The sequence below is a fragment of the Bradyrhizobium sp. STM 3562 genome, assembly GCF_045571435.1.
In the GTDB taxonomy this organism is placed as follows: Bacteria; Pseudomonadota; Alphaproteobacteria; order Rhizobiales; family Xanthobacteraceae; genus Bradyrhizobium.
Window position 1 is genome coordinate 6,561,677 of the sequence record NZ_CP120694.1, and the last position, 13,637, is coordinate 6,575,313.

The window sequence follows — 13,637 nt, forward strand, 5'->3', positions numbered from 1 at the left end:
CGCCTAATGGCGATCCTCCGGTAGCTGCAGGAACCGGCGCAGCAGATAGTCGATGGAGATCCGGCCCGGTCCCCACACCATGATGCCGAGCGCCATCGCCGCCCATGTAAGATGGATCGGCCAGCCATCGGGCACCGTGAGTTCGACAATGGCCGTCATCAGCAGCAATCCGAGCCCGGCAAAGCGGGTGGCAAGCCCGAGCACCAGTAGAACCGGAAACACGATCTCCCCCGATCCCGAGAGAAAGGCCACCACGGTCGGTGCCGGAAAATGGTAGGGGCCGCCCGGCAGGTGCAGCATGAACTCGTCGGTAAACAGCGTCACGGCGGTGTCGCTCAACCGCAGAAAACCGTCCCATTTGAGGATGCCGGAGCGCCAGAACGGCACCGCGAGTGCCACGCGCATCACGAGCTGAACCAGGGAAGGCGATGCCACCGTCTGCACTACGCCGCTCGCTCTGTCGACCAGTCCTACCACCAATTGCAACGGCTCGACAGCGGCAGTTCGTTGATCACTGAGCATCATGCGTCTCCAAGGGTGGCCATGGTGAATGCGCCGGCCTCGATCATCCCTGCGATGGCGGAAGCGATATCGAACGAGGGCGACACCTGCAGCGCCGAAGCAGCCGCTTCGCCGAGCGGTCGTCCGGAGATCAGGTCCAACAGCAATACGGCCCCACCCGGCGGCAGGCGCCTGACGACGACATCGATATCGGGTCTTGTAATCAGGGCATCTTCCGGCGAAGAGGCATCGATCGCGCCTACAGGATCGTCGCCGCGGTTGGCGGCGAAGATCGTCAGCGCCGAGAAACGCGACCGAACGATCCGGGTTGCCGGGTGGACGGTAAAGACAACATCGGCCGTGCGATCCGACGGGAGCACGGCCAACGCAGCCGGCGACAGCGGCGCGGCATCGGCGGCATGATAGGCGTCGAGCCAGGCCCGTTCGATCCGCGCGGTGTCGGCAAGCCATGGCATCGCGCGGGCATATTCGTACTCATCGATGAAGGCCGGGAAATCACGTCCATATTCGAACAGCAGCGGCGAGGTCGGCGGATTTCTGCGAATATGGACGCGCGCCATGGCGCGGAAGAAGTCGACGCCGGTGATACGCTGGACCGCGGGATAGATCGCAGCGAGTGCGTCGATGAGGCTGACCGTGACATTGTTGCGGTAGACGTTGTAACGCCTGGCTGCAGCCTTGCCACCAGGACCGGTAACGGCGAGCGGCGTTGGCTGGCCCGGATCGAGGAGCCCCAGCGTCAAGGCGCTCGCGTAGCTTGGCTCGCGAGCGTCTTCAAGCGACAGCATGGCGATCCTTCCGCGCGATGGCTGCGTAACGGTCAATGATTGCCTGAGCTGCAGCAGACTCGGCCTTCAGGATCGGCCAGTCGGGAATGTTGCTATCCCACTCGATCAATGTCGGAACGGGTCCACACCGTCCGATGACGATCTCAAACAGCTTCCATACCGCGTCCCCAACAGGCGCATCATGGCTGTCGATCAGCAGCAGGGCGCCTTCATCGTCACCCTGCTCGGCATGACCGGCCAGATGTATCTCGCCGACGAACGCGAGCGGAAAGGCGGAGAGATAGTCCAGTGCTGAGAAGCCGTGATTGGTCGCGGAGACGAAGACGTTGTTGATATCGAGCAGCAGGCCGCAACCGGTGCGCTGGGCGATGCGGCGGATGAATTCGGACTCGCCCATGGTCGATTCGCGGAAAGCGAGATAGGTAGCGGGGTTTTCGAGCAGCAAGGGCCTGCGGATCGCCTCCTGCACCTCGTCGATGTGGTCACAGACCAGGCGTAGCGTGGCCTCGGTGTAGGGCAGCGGCAGGAGATCGTTGAAATAGGTGGTCTGGTGCGTCGACCACGCCAGATGCTCGGAGACCAGAGCCGGCTCATAGCGCTCGACAAGCGTTCGGAAGCGCGCCAAATGCTTCCTGTCGAGCGGTTGCGGTCCGCCGATGGACATGCAGACGCCGTGCAGCGAGACCGGATGGTCGCGACGCACCGCTTCCAGCGCCCGATGAGGAGCTCCGCCCTCCCCCATATAATTTTCGGCGTGAATTTCGAAGAAGCCGCGCTGTTTGCCCTCGCCAAGGATTGCGGAGAGGTGCTGGGGCTTGAAGCTCGTCCCTGCAAGGCCATCGACTGAAAAAGCCGGAAAGCGGAGAGGAGTAGGCGCAAACGCCGAAGGACTGACCGTTAAGCTCATATCCGTCTCCGCTTTCCAGCAACCGCCGCTTCTAATTCAGCCAGCCCGATCAGATCGGCTTGAGGGAGCCGTGCTTGCCGTTCGGCAGCTCGATGCTGGCGCAGGTGCCGCCCTGAACGAACTTCCACGCGTTGCCCTGGAAGTCGACCGTCGAGGTGCCTTGACAGGTGGTGCCCGGACCCGCCGCGCAATCGTTCTGGCCTTTCAGCGCGACGCCGAAGCACTTCTCCTTGTGGGCGGCGACGGCGGCGTCCGCCTCGGCCTTGGTCAGCGGAGCGGCCGCGGCCATCGTCGCAAGCGCCGTGCTGACGGCGCCGGCGAGAACAAGCGAACTGACGGTATTTTTCACAGACATGGTTTCTCTCCAGACATTGGCATCGCCGTCTTCGGCGAGGTGCAATGTCTCCTTCGTCGGCGCGCAGCCGCCCATTACGTCTCGGCTTGTCACGAATCCGTGACAGCCCGGCGAATGATCTCGGGAGAGAGGCAATCGTTGTTTCAGATCGAGCGCTGTAAGAGGCGAAGAGCGATTCGCGCCTCTCCACGGTCACTGCGAGCAGCGAAAGCGACGAAACAATCCAGAGTGCATCTGCGGAGAAAGTCTGGATTGCTTCGCTTGCGCTCGCCATGACGGCGTGCGCTGCTTGAAAATTGAATCGGAATGTCTCACGCCGCCGTCCCGGCGAAGGCCAGCACGACACAGACACACAACACGCGTCGCCTTACGCCCGCCCTGCCGCTTTTCCGGACGGCGTTGGCTCCGGCGGATCGTCGTCGGTGATGGCACGCCAGGCGGCGCCGTCGAGATCCTCGTATTGGCCGCTCTTCAGCGACCACAGGAAGGCGAGCAGGCCCGCAAGCCCGAGACAAAGCGCAAGCGGCACGAGAATGACCATCACTTCCATCAGGAATCCCCGTAGCTCAAGGCGCGCGCTTGCGCAAAACCGCGGATCGCGCGTGCCGACCGCACTCGATCATCTGCGCGGCGCGCTCGCAGCGCATTCAGCATCACCAGAATCGACGAGCCAGACATCGCGGCCGCCGCGATCAAGGGCGTCACGAATCCGAGAATGGCGATCGGCACCGCGAGCACATTGTAGCCGACGGCGAGATAGAGGTTCTCCCGCATCAGATGCAGCGCCTTGCGCGCATAGTCGATCGCCGAAACGACAGGTGCAAGCGGCTTGCCGAGAAAGACGAGATCGGCGGTCGACTGGCTCAAATGCGCGGCGCTGATCGGCGACATCGAGACGTGGGCGGCGGCGAGCGAGGGCGCGTCGTTGATGCCATCGCCCACCATCATGACCTTGAAGCCGCGCCGCTTCAGCGCCTCGATCCGCGCGATCTTGTCGGCGGGCGTCACGCCTGCGCGCCAGGAATTGACGCCGAGCGCATCGGCCGCAGCCCGCACCGCCGCCTCGCGGTCGCCAGACAGGATTTCGACTTCAATGCCGCGCTCCTGCAACGCCGTGACCACGGCCTTGGCGTCGGGACGCAGGCCTTGGCGAACCGAAAACAGATATCTTTCCTCGCCCCGGCTGAACGCCACGATCGAGGCTTCCGGATCGATGACCGCGCTGTTTTCGACCAGTTGCTCTGCACCGCAGAAGGACGGCTTGCCCAGCCTGATCTCGATGCCGTCGATCTTTCCGCGCACGCCCTGCCCCGGCTCCTCGACCGCGCCGACCACGGGCGCTTTTGCTCCAGCGGCCTGCGCCACCGCGGCAGCCACCGGATGATGGCTCGACAAGGCAAGCTGACCGGCGAGCGCGAAGACGTCAGGCGGAATCTCGGCTGCATTCGTCACCTCGAGCTCAGGCAGCGTGAGCGTGCCGGTCTTGTCGAAAATCACATGGTCGACTTCGGCAAGCCGCTCGATGGCATCGCCCGCATTGAGCAGCACGCCCGCCTTGAACAGCGCGCCGGATGCGACCGTCTGCACGGTCGGGATTGCCAGACCCAGCGCGCAGGGGCAGGTGATGATGAGCACCGCGACGCCGGTGACGATGGCGTCATGCCAGCTCGCGCCAAGAAAAACCCAGCCGAGAACCGTCAGCAGCGCGGTGGCGTGCACGACCGGCGCATAGAGCCGCGACGCACGATCCGCGAGCCGCATGTAACGCGAGCGTGTCTGCAGCGCATTCTCGAGCAGTCTCGTGATCTCCGCAAGCAGCGTGCCTTCGGACGCCGCGAACACCCGCACCCGCAGCGTTCCGTCGATGTTGAGCGAGCCGGCGTAGATCGGGCTGCCCGGGTCGACCGCGGCGTAAAGCGTCTCGCCGGTGATCAGGCTCTGGTCGACCTGGGATTGTCCCTCGATGACGGTGCCGTCGACGGCGCAGCGCTCGCCGGGCCTGAGCAGAACAATGTCGCCAGGCGCAATCGCCGCGACCGGCACGTCGCGAACTTCGCCCCCGCCGACGAATTTGGTCGCGGTTTCCGCCTTCAGCGCGGCGAGATTGGCGGCAACGGCGCGGGTTTTGCGCCGCATGCTCTGATCGAGATAGCGGCCGACCAGAAGAAAGGTGAGCAGCATGATCGCCGCATCGAAATAGGCGTGCTCGGCGTGGTTGATGGTCTCGATCATGCTCATGCCGAGCGCCAGGATCACGCCGATCGAGATCGGCACATCCATATTGACCCCGCCGGCCTTCAGCGCGCGAAGCGCGGAGCGGAGGAACGGCTGGCCGGCATAGGCCGCTGCCGGCAAGGCGATCAGCGCCGACAGCCAATGGAAGAAATCGCGCTGCTCGGGCAGCATGTCGCTGACATTGCCGGACCACACCGGGATCGACAGCATCATCACGTTCATGGTGGCGAACGCCGCAACGCCAAGGCAGCGCAGAAGAAAACGCGTGTGCTCGGCTTCGGAGTTCTCGGCGCTGGCCTTCTCGAACGGATAAGCCTTGTAGCCAAGCTCGGCGAGACGATCGATGAAGCGAGCGGGATCGAGCGTGCCTTCCTTCCATTCCACCGCGACGCGGCGGTCGGTCAGATTGACGCGTGCCAGCGTGACGTCGGACAGCGCGGAAAGCCCGCGCTCGATCTTGGCCATGCAACCGGCGCAGTTCACCCCTTCGACCGCAAGGTCGATGTGCGCAAGGCCAGGACCTGCGTGTCTGACGTAATGCGAGAAGTCGCGCGTGGCCTGCATGATGCGCCCCCTTCAGTTAAGGACCACGCGGTTCTTCGACAGGAACATGCGCCGTCCCTTCGCGTCACCTTCCAGCACCAGGTCCCATTGCCCCGGCGCGATCGCCTCGGCCTGCCCGCGATAAATGCCGATGCCGACCTCCTCGAGCGTCACGGCGAGATCCGCGCGCTTGTCGGTCGGCCGTTCGAAACGGCCCTCGAACTTCAATCCCGTGACCGGCCGGCCCGCCTTGTCGCGCGCCTCCACCTGCAATACGGCCGCACCATCTGCGACGCGCTCGATATGGACGTCGACCTCCCACTTCCGTCCGTCCTGGTCGCGGGCGGCGGCGATCTCCTTCTCATAGCCGAGGCTCGCGCTGTAGGCGCTGTCGACCTCGGTTCCCGGCAGGGTCGCGATCGCAAGCTTCACCATGGTGACGTTGACGGCGATCACGATGCCGAAAAACGCCACCAGCATGAGAAGCACGTGAACTCCGGTGAGCTGGCTGGGCGGGACGCTTGTCGACATGAACGAAACTCCGAAAATGCTAAGGCGCCACGAAGTTGTCGGTGGCGGAGGCCATCACGCCAAGCCCGATATCGGTGACGTGGAAGTTGACCGGTGTCGACTTCTCCGGATTGCTCTCTTCCGGCGCGGTGACGAGCAGGCGCAGCTCGGTCGTGGTGTCGCGCGGGATCACGATCTGCGGCCGGTCGGGGGTCACCGAATCGGCACCGACCACGTGCACGGCGGCATTGACCGGACCGTCGACGTCGAACGCGATGACACGATCAAAGCCGCTCTTGTTGAGCAGGCGAACCGTATAGGCGTTGCGGATCGAGCCGTCGCTGAGCTTGATCGCAACCGGGTTGCGGTCGTGCAGCACGTTGACGTCGAGCAGCGAGCGCGTGGCCAGCGTGTACAGCATGATGCCGCCAACCGCCGCGATGATCGCGCTGTAGGCGAGCGTGCGTGGCCGGACGATCCGGTAAATCGGGGCCTTGCCTTCCTGACGGAGGTGGATGTTGATGTCATTGTCGTAGCCGATCAGGCCGGTGGGGCGGCCGATCTTCTTCATCACGGTGTCGCAGGCATCGATGCACAGGCCGCATTGGATGCATTCGAGCTGCGGGCCGTTGCGGATGTCGATGCCGGTGGGGCAGACGGCGACGCATTGATTGCAATCAACGCAGTCGCCGGCATGTTCCCCGAGCGCGCGCAATTCGGCCGCCTTCTTCACCGAGCAGCGCTTCTCGCCACGGTCATAGCGGTAGGTGACGTTGAGCGCCCATTCGTCGGTGAGCGATGCCTGGATGCGCGGCCACGGGCACATATAGACGCAGACCTGCTCGCGCATGTAGCCGGCCAGCAGATAGGTCGTCGTGGTCAGGATGCCGATCCAGACATAGGCGAGCAGCGGCGCCTGAAACGTAGCAAGATCCTTCACCAGCGTCGGCGCATCGCTGAAATACAAGACCCAGGCGCCGCCGGTCCACCAGGCGATCATGAGCCAGATCGAGTGCTTCAGCACGACTTCAGAGATGCGCCTGGCCGTCCATTTGTGTGCCGCGGCATCCTTCTTCATGCGCTCGCGGCGGTCGCCTTCGACCAGACGCTCGACGGCGTAGAACAGATCGGTCCAGACGGTTTGCGGGCAGAGATAGCCGCACCAGATGCGGCCGCCGATCGAGTTCATCAGGAACAGGATGACGGCGGCGAGAATCAGAAGGCCGGTGAAGTAATAGACCTCCTGCGGCCACAGCTCGATGAAAAAGAAATAGAAGCGCCGATTGGGGAAATCGAGCAGCACCGCCTGGTCGGGTGCGCCAAGCCCCCTATTCCAGCGCACGAAAGGCAGGAAGTAATAGACGCCGAGGCAGGCCGCCATCAGCGCCCATTTGATGCGGCGGAAGGTCCCGGAAACGCTCTGCGGATAGACCTTCTTACGAGCCGCATAAAGCGGCCCGTAGTTGTCGTATTGCAGCTCTTCGGGGGTCACGGGCTTGTTCATGGCTGGTTGCCGTCTCGCTTCTGCAGCTTAAACCTAGTGCAGGCACCAAGGCCGCAGTTGATCCAGCTCAAACACCGTCCAGCTTTTCGCCCGCCTTCCGGCTATTTTCCTCCACCCAGCGAGTGGACGTAGACCGCCATCGCCTTCAGCGTCACCGGATCGAGGCGTCCCTCCCAGGCGGGCATGACGCCGGCCCGGCCGTTGGTGATGGTCTCGATGATGGTTGCCTCGTCGGAGCCATAGAGCCAAATCCTGTCGGTGAGATTGGGCGCACCGAGCTCCGGATTTCCCTTGGCGTTCTCCCCGTGGCAGGCGACGCAGTTCTCGGCAAAGATCTTCGCGCCCGCGGCGGCATCATATCCGGGACGCGTGGGCAAGCCAGATAGCGAGCGGACGTAGTTCGCGACCGTGACGATCTCGTCCGGCTTCAGCGTGCCGTCCTTGCCGAAGGCGAGCATCTGGCCCTGGTGGCCGTTGTCATTGCCCGAGCGCGCGCCGTAGCGAATCGTCTGCTCGATCTGCTCGAGGGTGCCGCCCCACAGCCAGTCGTCGTCGTTGAGGTTGGGGAAGCCCTTCGAGCCGGCGGCACCCGAGCCGTGACACGGCGCGCAATTGTCGCCGAATACGGTCCTGCCGCGGGCGCGTGCCAGCGCGAGCAGGGCCGGATCCTTCTCGATGTCGGCGAGCGATGCCGCCCCGAGCGCCGCCATCTTGTCACCGCGGATCCTGTCGAGATTGGCAAGCTCGACAGCAACGTTGGCGCGCGAGGAGTAGCCCAGCAGGCCCCGCGTATTGCTCGTGATCAGCGGCCAGGCCGGATAGAGGACCCAGTAGCCGATCGCCCAGACGATGGTGAGATAGAAGGTATAGACCCACCAGCGCGGCAGCGGCGTGTTCAACTCCTTGATGCCGTCCCACTCATGCCCGGTCGTGGCGGTGCCGGAGACGCTGTCGATTTCGCTATAATCGGTCATGATTCAATCCTCTCGCAAGGGCAAGCGCGCCGCTTCGTCGAAAGCGGCCCTGTTGCGAGGCCAGAGGGCGTAAGTCACGATCCCGACAAAGATCGCGACGAAGAGCGGCGTCCAGAGAGTCGTCACCAGGTCGGATGCGATGTTCTGGATGGTGATGATGGCTTGCATGGTCAAAGCCTTCTCAACGCAGGTTGGCTTTTTCGTTGTAGAGCTTGAAATCGACCAGCGTGCCGAGCATCTGCAGGTACGCGATCAGGGCGTCCATTTCGGTGGGCGCACCGCCGTTGCCATCGAAATTGCGCACCGCCGCCTTCGGATAGCGCTTGGCGAAGGCATCCGCGCCCGCGCTGTCCGGATCGTCCTGGGTCTTCAGATCCGCAACCGCATTGGCGATCTGCTCGTCGGTGTAGGGCACGCCCACGTCGCGCAGCGTACGCATGTTGTCGGCGACCATCGCCGGATCGATTTCGGTCTTGGCGAGGAAGGAATAGGCCGGCATCACCGATTGCGGCACGATGGAGCGCGGATCGGTCAGATGCCGCACATGCCAATCGTCGGAATATTTGCCGCCGACCCGGGCAAGATCGGGCCCGGTCCGCTTCGATCCCCACTGGAAGGGATGGTCGTACATGCTTTCGGCTGCGAGCGAGAAGTGGCCGTAACGCTCGACCTCGTCGCGCAGCGGGCGGATCATCTGCGAGTGGCAGAGATAGCAGCCTTCGCGGACATAGATGTTGCGGCCCGTGAGCTCGAGCGGCGTGTACGGCCTGACGCCGTCGACCACCTCGATGGTGCTCTTCAAGTAGAACAGCGGAGTGATCTCGACCAGACCACCGATCGCAATCACGACAAGGATGCCGACGATCAGGATGATCGAGTTCTTTTCGAAGACTTGGTGGCGTGTCCAGAATGACATTGAAGAGCTCCTCACTCCGCCGGCTGAAGAGCGACGGGCGCCTGCACTTCGGCCTCACCGACGCGTACGGTCATCCAGAGATTGTACGCCATGATCAGTGAGCCGATCAGGAACAGCGCTCCTCCCGCGGCACGGATGATGTAGAAGGGATGCATCGCCTCGACGGTCTCGATGAAGGAATATTCGAGGAAGCCGAGCGATGTGTAGGACCGCCACATCAGGCCCTGCAGGATTCCGGACACCCACATCGCGGAGATGTAGAGCACGATGCCGAGGGTGGCGGTCCAGAAATGCCAGTTGACGAGCTTGAGACTGTAGAGACCCTTGCGATTCCACAGCCAGGGCACGAGGCAGTACAGCGCGCCGAAGGAGACGAAGCCGACCCAGCCCAACGCGCCGGAGTGGACGTGACCGATGGTCCAGTCCGTGTAGTGGCTGAGCGAGTTCACCACCTTCACCGACATCATCGGACCCTCGAAGGTGGACATGCCGTAGAAAGCAACCGACACCACCAGCATGCGCAGCACCGGATCGGTCCGCAGCTTGTCCCAGGCGCCCGAGAGCGTCATCAAGCCGTTGATCATGCCGCCCCACGAGGGCATCCAGAGCATGACGGAGAATGTCATGCCGAGCGTCTGCGCCCAATCGGGCAGCGCCGTGTAGTGCAGGTGATGCGGGCCGGCCCAGATATAAAGGAAGATCAACGCCCAGAAATGCACAATGGAGAGCCGGTAGGAATAGACCGGCCGCTCGGCGCGCTTCGGCACGAAATAATACATGAGGGCCAGGAAGCCGGCGGTCAGGAAGAAGCCGACCGCGTTATGGCCGTACCACCACTGGAACATCGCGTCCTGCACGCCGCCCCAGACGATGTACGACTTGGAGCCGAACACCGACACCGGCAACGCAGGGTTATTGCCGAGATGCAGCACAGCGATGGTGATGATGAAGGCGAGATAGAACCAGTTGGCGACGTAAATGTGCGGCTCCTTGCGCTTCATGATCGTCGCCAGGAAGACGAGGAGGTAGGTTACCCAGACGATGGTCAGCCACAGGTCGGAGTACCATTCCGGCTCCGCATATTCCTTGCTCTGGGTGACGCCGAGCAGATAACCCGTGCCGGCGATGACGATGAAGAAATTGTAGCCGAGCACGACGAACCAGGGCGCGAGATCTCCGGCGAGCCGGGTGCGGCAGGTTTTCTGCACCACATAAAACGAGGTGGCGATCAACACATTGCCGCCGAAGGCAAAGATCACGGCCGATGTGTGCAGCGGCCGCATCCGGCCGAAGCTCGTCCACGGCAGGTCGAAATTCAGCGCCGGCCAGGCCAACTGAGACGCGATGAGCAAGCCGACGGTGAAGCCGGCGATCCCCCAGAACATCGCCATCACGGAGGCGAACTTGATCGGGCCCACATTGTAATTCGGCCGGCCGTTGATCTCCTGCGGCGGCAGTTCGGCGGGACGATCGAAGTAGCGGTTGAGGATCGCAAACACCGCCGCGACGCTGGCCGCAGCCGCGAGAGAGGCATGGAAAGCGAAGGGCGCATCGACGGCTTTGGCCGCGCCGACCATGCAGAGAAAGGCGCTCGCGGCGAAGATGAGCGCCAAGCCGCTCTCACCGATGGTCATGGACTTGGAAATTGATGGCTGGCTCATGCGAATTCTCGCTGGAGGGATACGCGCTCACCAACCACATTCCGCCACAATGTGAATTGATCTCGATCAAGGCTGACCACTTCTGGGGCGCGGCCAGGACGTGCGATGATGCTCAGAAGATTCTTGGCACGGCGGCGAGGCCGTTACGGATCGAGCGCCGCGACCGCAAGCGCCTTGAGCACATCCTCGCGCGAAATGATGCCCGCGAGATGCTGGTCGAAATCGATCACCGGAATACTACGGATGCGATGCTGAACCATGAGCTGCAGCACCCGCGTCAATTTGGTGTCGGGACGCACGTAGATGAACTCCGTGGTCATGATGTCGGCGACGGTCCTCACCATCAGCTCGGCATAGCGCGGCACCATCTGGTTCGGCGTGAAGGCAAAGCACTTCAACAGGTCGAACTTGGTGATGATGCCGACCGCCTGCCCGTCCTCCTCGACCGGATAGGTGTTGAAGTCATCGCGCGCGAACATGCCGTTGACCTCGTCGATGGTGAGGTCACGCGTCACCGTCTTGACCTCGCGCGTCATGTAGGTTCCGGCGGTCTCCTCGAGAAATCTGTACATCGGATCCGTCCCACTATTTTCGGGCGCGTCAGTGCGACAGCCGCACGCAGCGCATGGACTGGGTCAATAGATGTTGCGTCATTCCGCCAACAATCAGCTCGCGGAAGCGCGAATGGCCGCAGGCGCCTGCCGCGATCAGGCCGGCCCCGACGGCACCCGCGATCTCGTCGAGCGCGGCCGCGGCTCCGCCCTGGCGCTTCGGCTCGCCGATCCGCTCGGATGCGGTCATGCCGTGACGCGCCAACCAGGCAACCACGTCGCGCAGGCGGGATCGCGCGGCGTCGTAGCCGTCGCCCTCCTCCACAATTTCGGCGAGCCGGGCCTGGTTGGGCTGGTCAAGGGCCAGGCAAACCATGACGGTCTCAATTGTCATCGTGCTCTCCGCTCCGTGGCAGTCACTCGCCCTTCTAGGCGCGGCGAGGAGCGGCAGGATGAGTTAGATCAAAGCGGGTTTAAACTCCGGAACATCCCTGAGGTCCGGCCGGCAGGAAGATCGGCCCAAATATCGGAGGCGGCGAGGCGCCCGGAGCTTGCACCGGGATCGCCCATAGGCGAAATTGCGGCGCCGGCAACTTGTCGTATTGATCGTATTGAGCCTGGCTGCGAGTGAGCCCGGAATTGAAGATTTGGACGTGACCAGCCTGATGCGCCCTTCCAAAGATGAAGCACTCCGGGATGAGCATTACCGCCTGCGGATCGAAGGATTCGGCGTCGGCACCTGGGATCTGGATGTTACCACGCGCGAATTGGAGTGGTCCGAGACCGCGCGCAGCCTGTTCGGCGTCCCGCGCAACCAGCCGGTGACCTACGAGCTGTTCGTTTCTCTGCTCGAACCGCCAGACCGCGACCGCATCGAGGCGGCCATCAAGCGAGTTGCGGAGGGTCAAGGCAACCTCGATGTCTCCTTCAAAATCCCCCTCGCCGCCGGGCGCATGCAATGGATTCGGGCCCGCGGCGGCCTGATCAGGGACGATGCCGGCGTTGCCAGTCACATCAGCGGGATCTTTCTCGACATCGGCGAGATGAAGCTGCTCGAGGAGGCGCTGCGCACGCGGGAAAGTCACCTCCGCTCGATTCTCGACACCATCCCCGATGCCATGATCGTGATCAACAGCCGCGGCATCATGCAATTCTTCAGCAGCGCTGCGGAGCGGCTGTTCGGCTATACCGAGCGTGAGGCGATCGGGCAGAACGTCAGTATATTGATGCCCGAGCCGGATCGCTCGCGCCACGACGGCTACATCGCGCGCTACCGCTCGAGCCGAGAGCCGCACATTATCGGCATTGGCCGGATCGTGACCGGAAAACGCAGGGACGGAACGACCTTCCCGATGCATCTTTCGGTCGGCGAGATGCAGTCGGCCGGAGAGCCCTATTTCACCGGCTTTGTGCGCGACCTCACCGAGCATCAGCAGACCCAGGCACGCTTGCAACAGCTCCAGTCCGAACTGGTCCACATTTCGCGCCTGAGCGCGATGGGCGAGATGGCGTCTGCGCTTGCGCATGAACTCAATCAGCCGCTCGCCGCTATCAGCAATTACATGAAGGGCTCGCGCCGCCTGCTCGAGGGCAGCACCGATGCCAATGCGGCCAAGATCGAGAATGCCATGGACCGCGCCGCCGAGCAGGCGTTGCGCGCGGGCCAGATCATCCGCCGCCTGCGCGACTTTGTCTCGCGCGGCGAATCGGAAAAGCGCGTCGAAAGCCTGTCCAAGCTGATCGAGGAAGCGGGCGCGCTGGGGCTAGCCGGTGCGCGCGAGCAGAACGTGCAACTTCGCTTCAATCTGAACCCGGACGCCGACCTGGTGCTGGCGGATCGCGTGCAAATTCAGCAGGTTCTGGTCAACCTGTTTCGCAATGCGCTGGAGGCGATGGCGCAATCGGAGCGACGAGAGTTGGTGGCGGTCAACCGCAAGGTGGCGGACGACATGATCGAGATCGAAGTCTCCGACACCGGCCCCGGTTTTCCGGACGACGTGTTGCCAAACCTGTTCCAAACCTTTTTCACGACCAAAGAGACGGGCATGGGGGTTGGCCTCTCCATCAGCCGTTCGATCGTCGAGGCCCATGGCGGCCGGATGTGGGCCGAGAACAATGCAGCCGGCGGCGCGACCTTCCGTTTCACTCTGCCGGCGGCGACGAACTGAGAG

Annotated in this window: 15 protein-coding genes; 1 reads left to right on the top strand and 14 read right to left on the bottom strand. The window is 63.2% G+C overall.

Translation table 11 applies throughout. From position 1 onward, the window contains the following. Positions 1-3: 3 nt before the first annotated feature. The 14 genes from P6U23_RS30210 to P6U23_RS30275 all read right to left on the bottom strand — a co-directional run bounded on the left by P6U23_RS30210 (position 4) and on the right by P6U23_RS30275 (position 11,860). Entirely contained in the window at positions 4-522 is a 519-nt protein-coding gene (locus P6U23_RS30210) for a DoxX family protein (RefSeq protein WP_407181637.1), read from the bottom strand. Beyond that, positions 522-1,310: a putative DNA-binding domain-containing protein gene (locus P6U23_RS30215; protein ID WP_407176032.1), complete on the bottom strand. Its 789-nt coding sequence runs from the start codon at positions 1,308-1,310 to the stop codon at positions 522-524. Before P6U23_RS30215 ends, P6U23_RS30210 begins: the two co-directional genes overlap by 1 nt. Next, positions 1,297-2,217, bottom strand: coding sequence for a DUF692 domain-containing protein (locus P6U23_RS30220; RefSeq protein ID WP_407176033.1), 921 nt, complete (start codon positions 2,215-2,217; stop codon positions 1,297-1,299). The genes P6U23_RS30215 and P6U23_RS30220 overlap by 14 nt, the downstream gene beginning before the upstream one ends. A 49-nt stretch (positions 2,218-2,266) precedes the next feature. After that, positions 2,267-2,572 (bottom strand): DUF2282 domain-containing protein, encoded by a 306-nt coding sequence (locus P6U23_RS30225; protein ID WP_024511498.1) that lies wholly within the window; start codon positions 2,570-2,572, stop codon positions 2,267-2,269. A 367-nt stretch (positions 2,573-2,939) separates the two neighbouring features. Continuing rightward, positions 2,940-3,122 carry a cbb3-type cytochrome oxidase assembly protein CcoS gene (gene ccoS / locus P6U23_RS30230; RefSeq protein ID WP_407176034.1) on the bottom strand — a complete coding sequence of 61 codons (183 nt, stop codon included), beginning with the start codon at positions 3,120-3,122 and terminating at the stop codon, positions 2,940-2,942. Further along, complete coding sequence (locus P6U23_RS30235; protein WP_407176035.1) at positions 3,122-5,371, bottom strand: cation-translocating P-type ATPase; 2,250 nt, start codon at positions 5,369-5,371, stop codon at positions 3,122-3,124. The genes ccoS and P6U23_RS30235 overlap by 1 nt, the downstream gene beginning before the upstream one ends. A 12-nt stretch (positions 5,372-5,383) precedes the next feature. Continuing rightward, the gene (locus P6U23_RS30240) at positions 5,384-5,830 is read right to left on the bottom strand and encodes a FixH family protein (protein ID WP_407181638.1); all 447 of its coding nucleotides are present in this window, start codon (positions 5,828-5,830) and stop codon (positions 5,384-5,386) included. 70 nt (positions 5,831-5,900) lie between these two features. Further along, complete coding sequence (ccoG, locus tag P6U23_RS30245) at positions 5,901-7,364, bottom strand: cytochrome c oxidase accessory protein CcoG (RefSeq protein WP_407176036.1); 1,464 nt, start codon at positions 7,362-7,364, stop codon at positions 5,901-5,903. Between the two features lie 101 nt (positions 7,365-7,465). Beyond that, positions 7,466-8,338 (bottom strand): cytochrome-c oxidase, cbb3-type subunit III, encoded by an 873-nt coding sequence (gene ccoP / locus P6U23_RS30250; protein WP_407176037.1) that lies wholly within the window; start codon positions 8,336-8,338, stop codon positions 7,466-7,468. A gap of 3 nt (positions 8,339-8,341) precedes the next feature. Then, complete coding sequence (locus tag P6U23_RS30255; RefSeq protein WP_407176038.1) at positions 8,342-8,506, bottom strand: cbb3-type cytochrome oxidase subunit 3; 165 nt, start codon at positions 8,504-8,506, stop codon at positions 8,342-8,344. Positions 8,507-8,519: 13 nt separating this feature from the next. After that, complete coding sequence (ccoO, locus tag P6U23_RS30260) at positions 8,520-9,254, bottom strand: cytochrome-c oxidase, cbb3-type subunit II (protein ID WP_407176039.1); 735 nt, start codon at positions 9,252-9,254, stop codon at positions 8,520-8,522. An 11-nt stretch (positions 9,255-9,265) separates the two neighbouring features. Continuing rightward, a complete protein-coding gene (ccoN, locus tag P6U23_RS30265; protein WP_407176040.1) occupies positions 9,266-10,915 on the bottom strand; it encodes a cytochrome-c oxidase, cbb3-type subunit I in 1,650 nt (549 codons plus the stop codon). 143 nt (positions 10,916-11,058) lie between these two features. Beyond that, a complete protein-coding gene (locus P6U23_RS30270; protein ID WP_407176041.1) occupies positions 11,059-11,487 on the bottom strand; it encodes an HPP family protein in 429 nt (142 codons plus the stop codon). Between the two features lie 28 nt (positions 11,488-11,515). Then, a complete protein-coding gene (locus tag P6U23_RS30275; protein WP_407176042.1) occupies positions 11,516-11,860 on the bottom strand; it encodes a hypothetical protein in 345 nt (114 codons plus the stop codon). A gap of 271 nt (positions 11,861-12,131) precedes the next feature. Here P6U23_RS30275 and fixL point away from each other — a divergent pair, with 271 nt between their 5' ends. Next, complete coding sequence (fixL, locus tag P6U23_RS30280) at positions 12,132-13,634, top strand: sensor protein FixL (protein WP_407176043.1); 1,503 nt, start codon at positions 12,132-12,134, stop codon at positions 13,632-13,634. The last annotated feature ends 3 nt before the right edge of the window (positions 13,635-13,637 follow it).

Coding starts and splice junctions, on each gene's coding strand:
- ccoP (WP_407176037.1), bottom strand. CDS start 8,338: ATGACCGATTATAGCGAAATCGACAGCGTCTCCGGCACCGCCACGACC.
- fixL (WP_407176043.1), top strand. CDS start 12,132: ATGCGCCCTTCCAAAGATGAAGCACTCCGGGATGAGCATTACCGCCTG.
- ccoS (WP_407176034.1), bottom strand. CDS start 3,122: ATGGAAGTGATGGTCATTCTCGTGCCGCTTGCGCTTTGTCTCGGGCTT.
- P6U23_RS30220 (WP_407176033.1), bottom strand. CDS start 2,217: ATGAGCTTAACGGTCAGTCCTTCGGCGTTTGCGCCTACTCCTCTCCGC.
- P6U23_RS30235 (WP_407176035.1), bottom strand. CDS start 5,371: ATGCAGGCCACGCGCGACTTCTCGCATTACGTCAGACACGCAGGTCCT.
- ccoG (WP_407176036.1), bottom strand. CDS start 7,364: ATGAACAAGCCCGTGACCCCCGAAGAGCTGCAATACGACAACTACGGG.
- P6U23_RS30240 (WP_407181638.1), bottom strand. CDS start 5,830: ATGCTGGTGGCGTTTTTCGGCATCGTGATCGCCGTCAACGTCACCATG.
- P6U23_RS30215 (WP_407176032.1), bottom strand. CDS start 1,310: ATGCTGTCGCTTGAAGACGCTCGCGAGCCAAGCTACGCGAGCGCCTTG.
- P6U23_RS30255 (WP_407176038.1), bottom strand. CDS start 8,506: ATGCAAGCCATCATCACCATCCAGAACATCGCATCCGACCTGGTGACG.
- P6U23_RS30210 (WP_407181637.1), bottom strand. CDS start 522: ATGCTCAGTGATCAACGAACTGCCGCTGTCGAGCCGTTGCAATTGGTG.
- ccoO (WP_407176039.1), bottom strand. CDS start 9,254: ATGTCATTCTGGACACGCCACCAAGTCTTCGAAAAGAACTCGATCATC.
- P6U23_RS30270 (WP_407176041.1), bottom strand. CDS start 11,487: ATGTACAGATTTCTCGAGGAGACCGCCGGAACCTACATGACGCGCGAG.
- ccoN (WP_407176040.1), bottom strand. CDS start 10,915: ATGAGCCAGCCATCAATTTCCAAGTCCATGACCATCGGTGAGAGCGGC.
- P6U23_RS30275 (WP_407176042.1), bottom strand. CDS start 11,860: ATGACAATTGAGACCGTCATGGTTTGCCTGGCCCTTGACCAGCCCAAC.
- P6U23_RS30225 (WP_024511498.1), bottom strand. CDS start 2,572: ATGTCTGTGAAAAATACCGTCAGTTCGCTTGTTCTCGCCGGCGCCGTC.